This window comes from Sphaerospermopsis sp. LEGE 00249, from assembly GCF_014299995.1.
GTDB lineage: Bacteria > Cyanobacteriota > Cyanobacteriia > Cyanobacteriales > Nostocaceae > Sphaerospermopsis > Sphaerospermopsis kisseleviana.
In genome coordinates this window covers 1-12,380 of sequence record NZ_JACJUZ010000009.1, presented here as the reverse complement: position 1 = coordinate 12,380, position 12,380 = coordinate 1, and the positions used below count along the sequence as shown (strand labels likewise).

Annotated in this window: 8 protein-coding genes and 2 pseudogenes; 4 read left to right on the top strand and 6 right to left on the bottom strand. The window is 40.7% G+C overall.

Annotated features, from left to right (window positions below):
• Positions 1 to 206 precede the first annotated feature (206 nt).
• Complete coding sequence (locus tag H5968_RS04990) at positions 207 to 386, bottom strand: hypothetical protein (RefSeq protein WP_187039035.1); 180 nt, start codon at positions 384 to 386, stop codon at positions 207 to 209.
• A gap of 111 nt (positions 387 to 497) precedes the next feature.
• Complete coding sequence (locus H5968_RS04985) at positions 498 to 1,385, bottom strand: DALR anticodon-binding domain-containing protein (protein WP_222620563.1); 888 nt, start codon at positions 1,383 to 1,385, stop codon at positions 498 to 500.
• Positions 1,386 to 1,681: 296 nt separating this feature from the next.
• On the opposite strand from H5968_RS04985, the gene H5968_RS04980 reads away from it, so the two are divergent.
• On the top strand, positions 1,682 to 2,401 hold the full coding sequence (locus H5968_RS04980) for a Crp/Fnr family transcriptional regulator (protein WP_096572776.1): 720 nt from the start codon (positions 1,682 to 1,684) through the stop codon (positions 2,399 to 2,401).
• 71 nt (positions 2,402 to 2,472) lie between these two features.
• Here H5968_RS04980 and H5968_RS04975 read toward each other — a convergent pair.
• The 4 genes and pseudogenes from H5968_RS04975 to H5968_RS04960 form a co-directional block, all read right to left on the bottom strand.
• Positions 2,473 to 3,126: pseudogene (locus tag H5968_RS04975) on the bottom strand (PstS family phosphate ABC transporter substrate-binding protein); the annotation flags it as partial.
• Positions 3,123 to 4,456, bottom strand: a pseudogene (locus tag H5968_RS04970) (ABC transporter substrate-binding protein). The pseudogenes H5968_RS04970 and H5968_RS04975, both read right to left, overlap by 4 nt.
• Positions 4,457 to 4,797: 341 nt before the next feature.
• Entirely contained in the window at positions 4,798 to 6,237 is a 1,440-nt protein-coding gene (locus H5968_RS04965) for a serine/threonine-protein kinase (RefSeq protein ID WP_187039034.1), read from the bottom strand.
• Positions 6,238 to 6,329: 92 nt separating this feature from the next.
• Positions 6,330 to 7,349, bottom strand: coding sequence for a LysR family transcriptional regulator (locus tag H5968_RS04960; protein WP_187039033.1), 1,020 nt, complete (start codon positions 7,347 to 7,349; stop codon positions 6,330 to 6,332).
• Positions 7,350 to 7,761: 412 nt separating this feature from the next.
• Here H5968_RS04960 and H5968_RS04955 point away from each other — a divergent pair, with 412 nt between their 5' ends.
• The 3 genes from H5968_RS04955 to H5968_RS04945 all read left to right on the top strand — a co-directional run bounded on the left by H5968_RS04955 (position 7,762) and on the right by H5968_RS04945 (position 12,075).
• Entirely contained in the window at positions 7,762 to 8,478 is a 717-nt protein-coding gene (locus H5968_RS04955; protein ID WP_187039032.1) for an NnrU family protein, read from the top strand.
• A 323-nt stretch (positions 8,479 to 8,801) separates the two neighbouring features.
• Positions 8,802 to 9,188, top strand: coding sequence for a co-chaperone YbbN (locus H5968_RS04950; RefSeq protein ID WP_096570599.1), 387 nt, complete (start codon positions 8,802 to 8,804; stop codon positions 9,186 to 9,188).
• A gap of 820 nt (positions 9,189 to 10,008) precedes the next feature.
• A complete protein-coding gene (locus H5968_RS04945; RefSeq protein ID WP_187039031.1) occupies positions 10,009 to 12,075 on the top strand; it encodes an NAD(P)H-quinone oxidoreductase subunit 5 in 2,067 nt (688 codons plus the stop codon).
• The last annotated feature ends 305 nt before the right edge of the window (positions 12,076 to 12,380 follow it).

Here is a 12,380-nt window from a genome sequence, read left to right as displayed (position 1 = left end):
GGGGACTGGTGACTAGGAAAAATCTTTCCTCCCCTACTTTCTGACTCCTGACTCCTGACTCCTGACTCCTGAATCCTACCCAAACATCAGAAAGGACACCGACGACTGGCCGTGTTTCGTCTCGGTGTCCTTGCTGGTTCGCTCCTCACACACCAGCTAATATATCCCAGGAGACAGATCGCGTCAATACCTATAGTCAAATTTTTTCAATTGCAGTCACAGGAGTTCAGGAGTCGTAGGGGCGAAGCATTCGGAAAATAACCTGTGATCAAAATTAATAATTTTTCGCTCGAATGCTTCGCCCTTACAGGAAAATAACCTGTGATCAAAATTAATAATTCTTTGCTCGAATGCTTCGCCCTTACAGGAAAATAACCTGTGATCAAAATTAATAATTCTTTGCTCGAATGCTTCGCCCAGACCGGAGTTAGGAGTCATGAGGCAAGAAGTAATATCTTATTCTCCCCAGTCAACGCTCCCCAGTCAACAGTCCCCAATCACAACTCCACAGGCGCAAAAACTCCCAATTTACTTTCTAATACAGACCTTAAAACCAACTGGGTAACAATCAGCAATCCTAACCTAGCCTGAGCTAACTCCAATGAATTAATCTTCACTTCCCCCCAGATGCGACAATTACACCAGAAACTTTCAAAAGCTTCGCTCAATTTCAGTGCAGTGGTCATCCAGTTAACTGAAGTGTTAGAATCAGGGAATACCAAATCATCTACCATTTTTACCAACAGGTGCATCAGACGCACCTCATCCCCTTGATAAAGACGCAATTTTTGATCACAGTCTAGCCAGGGTATCGGTTGGGTAGACAGCAAACCTAGCACTTCTGTACTATTATCTATCAGTTGAATCAATCCCTCTCGATCAGCTAATCTCAATAATGAACAGCAGCGTGCATGGGCATATTGAATTTTAAACAATTTATTGTTGTAATTCTCACCATCTGGCCATCTTCCCGTCTCCCCATCTCCCCCACCTCCAATTCCTTCTAAGCTAGTTTCACCGACTGTTAGATTATGTAACCAAACTGCCAAAGTAGAATCAATCAGTTCTATATGAATCAAAGCAGGAGGAACAACTTTAACGTGAAAAAGCTCACCATAAGCTGCCAAATGAGCAGCAATCGCCCTGATAATACCTGTTACTTTTGAATTATCAGATGAGGCAAGTTGCAAAGCTACACTAGAAATATATAAAATTTTTTTACCATCTGTGCCTTGATATAGAGGCAGTTTTCCCTTTTTTATCCATAGAATTTTCTCATCCTTGGTATAAACACTGAGGAAATTTATTAAATGGATATAGACTATTTGTTTAATTGAGGTATACTTCTTAAATAGTAGCCAATGTTGCACGTAGTTATTTAGCAAACTTTTGCGGTTATCACGATTTTATCCTGTTCCATCCACCTTTAGATAGAAGTTTAGTCTAAGTAAAGAAAAATGAGAGTAGGATAAAATTTCGTGAATAATCAATGAATGATTAGTAAACTTTACTACCCTCATTGTACAGTAAGAAGTATAACAAAAGAGTAGAGGGCAAAATTCGCTTTCTACACTTTGGATGGCTGACGCTGTTGGGTGTTCAGCCTACCCTGTTAACACAAAGACACTCCTTGCACCTTTTTATTTAGTCTTTGTTTTTAGCCGAACGCTCTTTGTTAACTATGCAATCTCAATCCTCTTTTTCCGAGGCATCACGGCCTTTCTTAACTTGGCAACGAATTCTTGACTGGGCGCAAGAACACTACCGCTGTCGCACCTTCAGCAAAGATGAGCGCATTCCCGCCAGACCCGGATTGCTGTATTTAGTGCAGAGAGGTGCAATCCGCATGGTAGGAACAGCCCAAGTAAGTGCTACTGCCAGCCAGCTAACATCTCGACGCATTAACAGAACCCCTGAAGAAGCCTTTTTGGGTTTTGTGGGCGCAGGACAACCATTTGAAATCGTCGCTCAGTCCCCCTTTACACTCCAAGCTTACGCCCACGTTGACCAAACTGCGGTGCTGTGGATGTACTGGCATGATTTGGATAACTGGCCTCACTTCCGTCGTGAAGTCATGGATGCCTTTAGATATCAACATCAGCGCAAGCTATTGTGGCTAAGTGCTTTAGGACAACGACGTACCATTGACCGACTGCTAGGTTTCCTCACCTTGTTAATTGAGGAATATGGAGAACCAGCAATGAGCGAAACCGATCCCGATGTTATTCGCGGCTATTGCCTACCTTTCCCTCTCACCCATGCCCAAATTGGTAGCGCCATTGGTTCTACCCGCGTCACCGTTACTCGCTTGATGGGTAAATTGCGTCAACGTGGACTCATCCTCACCCAAGGGGATAATCTGATTTGCTTGCCAGCAGAGTCAATTAACAGAGCGAGCTAAAACACTTTCACCAAGCCAAGTGAAGTGTTTAATCTGGTTCTGGAAATTTTAGAAGCGATGACTAGCAGGTGTCAGCGGATTTTAACAAACCCAGTTTGGGTAATTAGTTCCTGTCCCTGCTCTGTTAGCAGTAAGTTAGCATAAGCAACGCCGACTTGCTCCCCAGTTTGACCATTCTGTTTAACCACTACAAACAGATTCCGGGTAATCGGGTATTTTCCTGATTGAAAAGCCTGAATGTTCAATTGATTCCGTTTTTCAGGACATTGATTAGGGAGAATCAATGGTTCTTGATAAGGAGGAATGTATTCCCCAGCCGTGCGTCCCAAAGGTAAGGGTCTAATGGAACATTGAGGAACAACCTCTGGAGCAGAAGCGTAATAGATGCCACCAGGACTATCAGCCACCTTTTTTAAGGCTTGGGTGGTCGTAGAGACAAACTCGACTTGGGAACTGAAAGCTTGACCACCCAAAATGTCTTGGACAAAAAGTTCAACTGTGCCACCATCACTAACACGGCGTGTAAATGCCTTAATTGGTAGATTTGGTCCACCCACCTGATTCCAATTATTAATCTTGCCTGTGTAGATGGATTTTAGCTGGTCTATTGTCAATCCTGGGATATTTAGGTTCGGGTTTACGGCTACAGCTAACCCATCAATCGCTACAGGAATTTGATTGAGTTTGAATCCACGTTTTTGAGCGCGGTTTAATTCTTGATTTAATTTCTTGGTGATATTGGCTCAAAGTCATAGCCAGTACGAGATCGACTACCAGGGACTATTTTTACAAGTTGGACTGAGGTGTTTCTATCTCCTGATGGTAAAAAGCGAATTTCACCACCAGCACCTGTAGCAGAAAATCCAGGAGATACAAGAGTTTTTTGAATACCAGAACGGGTGGGATCTTTTCCTAAGGCAGCAATAAAAGCTTTTGTGGCATCATAGGCTAGGGCAGTACGCCAACTCACATCAGCACCCCATAATTTTCGGGATGTTTTGGGAAATTCCGATTTGGGATTACCTTGAATATGCCAGGGAACTGCTAATACCATTCCTACTGCTTGTTCTCTACCAATTTCTAAGGTTTTTAGTGTATACACACCATTACCAGCCAGTAATTTTAGACGCTGTTGATTTACCTGAACTACTTGCAATGCTTTGTCTACAATTCCTGTGTTAGCGGCTAACATTAATACTTGCGCCCCTTGTTCAGTTGCCTGTTTCACACTGGAAGCAGCACTAAAATCGGCTTTGGATAAATCAAATTCTTGAGATACTTCTCCACCTTCCAATAAAATAGAAGAAACAAACTCTGATTTTAGAGACTGACTATAATCACTTTGAGAATTAAAGAAAATTGCTGCTTTTTGCTTATTTAAGTTTTTCACCATGTAATTTGCTAAAGTTCTAGCGGTGATAAAATCACTGGGAACTGTTCTAAAAATGTAAGGGCTAAAGTTGGTAATTTTCACAGAACTGCTATTAGGGGAAATAGCAACAAGTTTTCCAGAATCATAAACTTTACCTGCCGTTAATGTTGCATTACTGCTACTACAGCAGATTGCACCTAATAAGCTGTTACACAGCTAAATTGTATAATCCTAATATTCTGAACTCTTGTGTAACAGGCAAGATGCCTGTTCCACTTATACAAATTAAATGCACAACAGCTTACTTCTGGGTTTTTGACTAAGTGACTAGCAATTTCTTTAGATATTTCTGGTTTATCATCATCGTTAGCTATGCCGACTTTTAAGTAAGCTCCGTTAATTTTTCCTTGACTATTAATTTCCTCTTGGGCTTGAGCGATACCTCGTAGTATTTCTAATCCAGTACCAGTATTAGGATTATTGGCTAATGGTATTGTTGCCACAATTGTATAGTTTTTGCTAGATCCAATCCGCGCGTTATTCAGATATATTAGTGCTTCTGGATCATTGGGTTGGAATTTTAAAGATGCTGTAAATTTGGCGATCGCTTGTTGATAATTTTTATTAGCTATTGCTTTAGCCCCATCTGTTTTAAATGCAGAAGCTTCACCAGTCCTAAATATTTTTTCCCCAAAACTAATCCTTTCTTTAACTGATGTTTCTGATTGATTAAGCTAATATGCAGCTAAACTGTATAATTAAAAAACCTGAAGTTACAGTAGCACAAGCATCTTGCTTGTATTAATTATTCAAGTTAAAGGCATAACAGCTTATTATTGTTTTTTTTCTGATTATTTTCTAATGTGTTCACACTAGTTATTGGCAAAATTCGCCCTAAAAATAACCATATACCAATTCCTAGTACACCGCTTGTCAATAATAAGGATAATAGTAATACTTTAACTTCTTTTTGTAACATAATTGACTCCTTTGTTTTTAAGTGACTTTTGAAAAACCAAACTATCTAAATTATTGAAGATATTAATTTATAAATCAAACGAAATATTGATGTTACCGCAATAGCTATTAAAGCTGAAGCAAATGCTAAAATAACCACATTCTGAATAACAATACCACCATGTAAAAAGGGGATAAAAAATATAATTGCAAAAGTAATTGCGGGGATAATTAATAAGTCAAATTTTTCCAACCAACGTTGAGTTTGAGCAAAAATTAAACCACTCAAAATCACAATAGAAATAGCCATAGTGATGATTGGGTTTTTGAGTAAGCTGAAAAGGGCGATCGCTATTAATGCTCCTTCAAACCCGCTAAAAGCTGCCCCAGCTAATAATTCCCAAGTAGCAAATTTTGGTTGTAGTGGGATTGGTTTTAGTGGTGGTGGTATTGGTGTTGGAGGTTGGGTTGATGGATGTGGTTGTATTTTTTGTCCCTGTGGTACTGATGGAGGTGTTTGTATTTGTGGAGGTGAAGCTGTAGGAATTACACTAGGAGCAGGTGGAGAAAGAGCTTGTAAAACTTTTGCTGCTGACTGAAAGCGTTGACTAGCAGCAGGGAGCAGCATTTTGTCTAAAATATCAGCTAGTCTGTCATTAACAGTAACTTGTGTCCGCCATTTCCACTGATTAGTATAGGAATCAAAAAGTTTACTAGCTTCCTGTCCTGTTAATAAATTAATCACAGTCACAGCTAAAGCGTATAAATCTGTAGAAGGAAATACTTGATTTCCTGACATTTGTTCTGGTGGTGCAAAACCCAGAGAATAGATTCCCGTAGAAGCAGTAGAAGCACCAGGAACATTAGCAACTTGTTTTACAGCACCAAAATCTAACAGAAATAATTTACCATCCCGACGACGCATAATATTAGAGGGTTTAATATCTCTGTGAATAATGCCTTTTTCGTGGATAAAAGTGAGAACTGGGAGAATTTCTGTGAGTATTTGTGTAACTCCGATTTCTGAAAATTTCCCTTCTTGCAGTAATTCTTCTTCTAGATTTTGTCCATCAATATATTCTTGAACGAGGTAAAAAAACTGCTCTTGTTTTCCTGGTGGTAAACTGGACACAGAGACAGGGAAGAAAGCAAATAAGTCAGGAATTTGCTCATGTTCATTGCCTATTTGCGCTAAAACTTCTGCTTCTCTTTCAAAGAGTTGTTGTGCTAGTTGTAGTTGAGTAGGTGTTAAATTCCCAGCAGGTTGGAATTGCTTAACCACACAGGAGCGCATTCCCGGAATACGGCGATCGCGTGCCAAAAAAGCGGCACCAAAACCGCCCTTACCTAGTAACTGAGTAGGTACATAGCGACCATCTAAAAGTAGTGGCATACCACAACTAATGCAGTATTTTTGCTGGGTTGTTTTTAAAGTTGTAACATCATCTAAATCCGCGAAATGGTTGATTGGCCTGGGGCAGTTAGGACGAGTGCAGTAAACTTCCATGTTAGTTGTTAGTCATGAGTCACCAGTCATTAGTCATTAGTCATTAGCTATCTACACCTTTGACTACTGACTACTGACTACTGACAAAAAATTTACTCTGGATCAGATGAAATAGACGTTGATGTATCTATTTCTAATGTACTTAACATCAGATTTTTTTGTGATAATTTTAACGCATCTCCATCCCATCCAGGGGTAGCAAACTGGGGTAAAATTTCCTGACTAAAGGCTTCTGCGGCTTTAGAGCGATAGCGATTAGGATTAACAATCAACCAAAGAGTGCGTTTGACAACCACACCTTCAATAGGTGTACAGTGTAGCACACCCATTTGTAATTCTTTAGCGATCGCCGAAGTAGAGACAAAAGCCGCCCCCAAACCTGATTGCACAGCATTTTTAATTGCTTCAATGGAATTTAGTTCCATTTCAAATTTAAAACGTCTGGTATCAATATCACAACGTGCTAGTACCTGATCAATGACTTTGCGGATAGTAGATTGGGAGTCAAGAGCAATGAATTGTAATTTATATAGGTCTTCTTTTTGAATGGTATCGAGTTTGGCAAAGGGATGGAATGTAGGTAAAATCAGCGCCAGTTCATCCTCTGCGTAGGGAACGATTTCCAAAGATTCAGCTAGTTCAGAGGGAATTTCACCACCGATGATAGCTAAATCAACTTGTCCGTTAGCCACACTCCAAGCTGTACGACGGGTAGAGTGGACGTGAAGTTGTACCGCCACATCAGGATATTTTTGACGAAACATCCCAATCATCCGCGGTAACAAATAAGTACCAGTAGTTTGAGAAGCACCGACAATTAGAGTACCACCTTGGAGATTTTGTAAATCCTCAATAGCGCGACAAGTTTCTTGACACAGACTGAGAATTTTTTCACCGTAGCTGAGGAGTAGATGTCCAGCTTCGGTTAACTGAGCGCGTCTTCCACCCCGATCAAATAAGGGGACATCCAGTTGGCGTTCCAGATTTTGCACCTGTAAACTCACTGCTGGTTGAGAGACGTAAAGACTATCAGCGGCGCGTTTGAAGCTCCCTTCTTGTGCGATCGCTTTGAGAATGCGTAACTGATCTAAAGTGAAAGGAAGGTCAGACATAAGGCTTAACCCACAAACTTGGGAAGGAGCAGCTTTAAAAATAAATCAAGGTCTATAGCTTTTGGGCTAGGCATGATTTATGGCATTGTAATAGCTGTCAGCAGTCAGTAGTCAGTAGTCAGTAGTCAGTAGTCAGCTTTGGAAAACTCTTGTTTGACAAAGATTCCAAAATATACACTGCTCCTAATGATCCTGAAAACTGCTATGACATTTAAATATGACATTTAAAAACGTGATCCGAAAAAGAAATTAACACAACATCTTGCAAAAAATCCTCTTGTGTATAAACTGTTAAGGGTGCAATCAACTATCTTGGCTTTTACCATCTAGTAATTATTAGTCAAGATAATTACCAATATTAGCTGCTTTTATTTTCAATTTTGAATTTTTCATCGGAAATTGAGTTGTGTCTATGATGTCTAGTCCTTGGTTCACCAGCAGTCATCTTGTGATGCTGGGGTTACAGTTAGTTTTTGCGATCGCCCACAGCGGAGGTGCTGCTTTGCGTCCTTGGGCTGAAAAATACATCGGACCAAGGTTGTATCGCATTTTGTTTGCATTAGTTAGTTTACCTTTAGCAGTGATATTAATTACTTACTTTTTTAATCACCGTTATGATGGTTGGCAACTGTGGCAAGTGCAGGATATACCGGGTGTGAAACCAGTAGTTTGGGTACTATCAGCAATTTCCTTTTTATTTTTATATCCTGCTACCTTCAATCTACTAGAAATTGCGGCTATTCAAAAGCCCCAAGTTCATCTTTATGAAACAGGTATTATTCGTATCACCCGTCATCCGCAAATGGTGGGTCAAGTTATTTGGTGTATTGCCCATACTCTGTGGCTAGGTACAAGCTTTACTTTGGTGACATCAATAGGTTTAGTGGTACACCATTTATTTGGAGTTTGGCATGGCGATCGCCGTTTGAGCAAACGCTATGGAGAAGCTTTTCAAGTAGTCAAACAACGCACTTCAATTATTCCCTTTCAAGCAGTTTTTGATGGTCGTCAAGCTCTGAAATGGCAAGAATTTATTCGTCCAGCTTACTTGGGAGTTGCCATTTTTGTAGCCTTACTCTGGTGGTCTCACCCCTTATTAATCGTAGCCACCAGTAGAATATCGTGGTAGTTTTAAGTGATCCCCAAGATCAACATAAAATACTAATTTCATCCAAATTCCCGCTTATCAAATACCACCAAATCAATGTAAGATGAATTAAACCAACTGTCAGTGTGGGTTTCCTCAGTCGGTTTGAGATTTAATATTGGGATTTGCTGGTCGCTTGACTTTCCTGGGGAGGAAACGGCAGTCAGAAAGTTAAACACCAAAAAAAGCTACCGTGAATTTAATCGCGCTGGCTTTTTTGTCAGCAAATTCTAATGATACTGACTTGCCAACTCACATCAGTGGTAGTTACTTTGATATAAAAACCTTATAAATCAAGAGGCGTCATGGTGTTGTCGGTCAGTGAGCGGACATTTACTCAAGAAGTTTTAGAATCTCCAATTCCTGTGTTAGTTAATTTCGAGGCTCCTTGGTGTGGCTTGTGTCGCATCATTCACCCATTGTTGCTGCAATTTCAAGCTCAGTGCGACAACGGAATTAAACTTGTAGCGGTTAACGCTGATCAAAATTTCAAGCTATCTACCACCTATCGTCTCAAGTCACTACCAACTTTACTACTAATTGAAAAAGGTGTGATCAGACAACGCCTTGAGGGTTTCCGCAGCAGAGATGATTTACGTCAAGCGCTGGAAGAAATTCAACTCAGTTGCATGACTAACCATAACACCTTGAGTATAACAACAATGCCTGATTTAGAGTGCCGCTCTGCTTAATTGGTGATTGGTGATTGGTGATTGGGAAAATACAAATAATTTTCCCCTGCTCCCTGCTCCCTGCTCCCTGCTCCCTGCTTCTTCTTGCCCTTGCCTCCTACCTTGTCACAACGACAATTGTTAACGCCAGCTTACCTATATCAACATTAAGCTGTTACACAGCTAAATTGTATAATCCTAATATTCTGAACTCTTGTTTAACAGGCAAGATGCCTGTTCCACTTGTACAAATTAAATGCACAACAGCTTACTTCATCCCCAATTTTTTCCATGATTCAAATATTAAATTATCCTTAACAAACTTAACAAAATTAAAAACCCTTCTCACAATATCTGATAAGGGTTTTTATATTTTCTTTCGGAAAAAGTGAATATATTTAGGGCTTGCTGAATAAATCTGGACTTACGCATCAATCGTCAAGAAACCTGGTTTATGCGTAAGTTCTATAAATGTAAAACCGGGAGTGGAAAAGAGTTTTAGCGATTTTAATTTTCAATAAATGCAAGATTTTTGAAGCTGAGACCTAAAAAACCCTGCATTTTGGCTTTAAGAAATCCAAAAATTTGTTACCAACAGATAGCTAAAACTGTTCCCTGTTAAGAGTTCCCTGTTCCCTGTCTCCACGACAGGACTTGTTCAGCAAACCTTGTGCTTCAGGTCTAATCTTCTGAAAGCTGTAAATACTTGACTATATTTTTAATGACTATTGGCGTTATCTTACAATTATTAGGAGTTGCGACCTGGACAATTTAGCCTAAGAAGAATATTCTTACAGCATTGTCCTTAATTTGTCAATAATTTTCAAAGTAGGCGTGAGTGATGGAAGTAATCTATCAGTATGCCTGGATTATTCCAGTATTACCCCTATTAGGAGCAATGCTGGTAGGTCTAGGGTTAATCTCGTTAAATCAGGTAACAAACCGCCTGCGACAGCTAAACGCTGTGGTTATTATCTCCCTGATGGGCGCAGCTATGGGGCTGTCTATGGCTCTGCTGTGGAGTCAATACCAAGGTCATGCACCTTATCTGCGTACCTTTGAATGGGCAGCAGCAGGTAATTTTCACTTGACGATGGGCTACACAATTGACAATCTCACAGCTATGATGCTAGTGGTTGTGACAACTGTAGCCTTTTTGGTGATGATTTACACTGATGGCTACATGGCGCATGACCCTGGTTATGTCCGGTTTTACGCCTATCTCAGTTTATTCGGCTCTTCCATGTTAGGGTTGGTGGTTAGTCCCAACCTAGTACAAATTTATATCTTTTGGGAATTGGTAGGGATGTGTTCCTACCTCCTCGTTGGTTTTTGGTACGATCGCAAGGCGGCGGCGGATGCTTGTCAAAAGGCTTTTGTAACTAACCGCGTTGGTGACTTTGGTTTACTGCTAGGTATTTTGGGTCTATTTTGGGCAACAGGCAGCTTTGATTTTACAATCATGGGCGATCGCCTGGGTGAATTAGTAGAATCTGGTTCTATCAGCAATTTCCTGGCTATCCTCTTCGCCATTTTGGTCTTCCTCGGTCCAGTTGCCAAGTCTGCCCAGTTCCCCCTCCATGTCTGGCTACCAGACGCAATGGAAGGTCCTACACCTATTTCCGCCCTGATCCACGCAGCAACAATGGTGGCGGCTGGTGTATTCCTAATAGCGCGGATGTACCCAGTATTTGAACACGTCCCCGCAGCAATGAACGTGATCGCTTTCACTGGGGCATTTACAGCATTTTTGGGCGCGACTATCGCTATTACCCAAAACGACATCAAAAAAGGACTCGCTTACTCCACCATTTCCCAACTTGGTTACATGGTGATGGCAATGGGTGTAGGCGCTTACAGTGCGGGTTTATTCCACCTGATGACCCATGCTTACTTTAAAGCGATGCTGTTCTTGGGTTCAGGTTCAGTTATTCACGGTATGGAAGCAGTGGTAGGCCATGATGCCGTATTAGCTCAAGATATGCGCTTAATGGGTGGACTGCGAAAATATATGCCCGCTACCGGGTTTACTTTCTTTATTGGTTGTTTAGCAATTTCCGGTATTCCTCCCTTTGCTGGTTTCTGGTCTAAGGATGAAATTCTCGGTGCGGCTTTTGCTGCTAACCCTCTGTTATGGTTTATTGGTTGGGTGACAGCGGGTATTACTGCTTTTTATATGTTTAGAATGTATTTCTCGACATTTGAAGGCAAATTCCGGGGTAATGATGAGAAAATCAAAACCATGCTCAAAGATGCTGCTGCTGCTAAATTAGGTTTGGAATTACAACCTAATTTTGGACCAGGAGCAATGAAAAAAGGTGAGTTAGAAAGTCATGGTCACGGACACCACAGCAGTTCACCTCATGAGTCTCCTTGGACAATGACTCTACCTCTGTTGGTTTTGGCTGTTCCTTCTATTTTGATCGGTTTGGTGGGTACTCCCTACGCTAATTATTTTGAGCAGTTTATCTACTCTCCTAATGAAACCTTAGCTGAAGTAATGGAAAAAGCTGCGGAATTTGACCCCCATGAGTTTTATGTGATGGCGGGTAGTTCTGTGGCTATTTCTGTGGTGGGTATTACTTTAGCCGTGCTGATGTATTTGGCTCGGAAAATTGACCCCAGTGCGATCGCTTCTAAGATCAAATCTCTGTATGAGTTATCGTTGAATAAATGGTATTTTGACGATATTTATCATCAGGTATTTGTCCTTGGTTTGCGTCGTGTTGCTCGACAAGTGATGGAAGTTGATTTCCGCGTTGTTGATGGTGCGGTTAATTTGACTGGTTTCTTTACTCTTGTTAGTGGTGAAGGTTTGAAGTACCTGGAAAGCGGTCGGGTTCAGTTCTATGCCTTAATTGTTTTTGGGGCTGTTCTGGGCTTGGTGATCGTTTTTGGTGTGACTTAATTTTTATGGGGGTGGGTTTTCCTGCCCCTATTTTTTCTCACGCAAAGACGCAAAGGCGCAAAGTTATTGAACCACGAAGAACGCGAAGAACGCGAAGGGAAGAGGGGAAGAGGAAGGAATTTTATTAAAGAAGTGAGCAAGTCCTAAGTTGACAATTTCATAGACAAAACTATACTTGTATTGACAAAAATCAATATATTTTTAGGAAAAAATCAACTACTTGATATATAATACGGTGATATCAAGTATTGAATTGAGACTATTGCCGACGCGAAAACCAAGCAATGATGGTGGTAGTCTTTTTG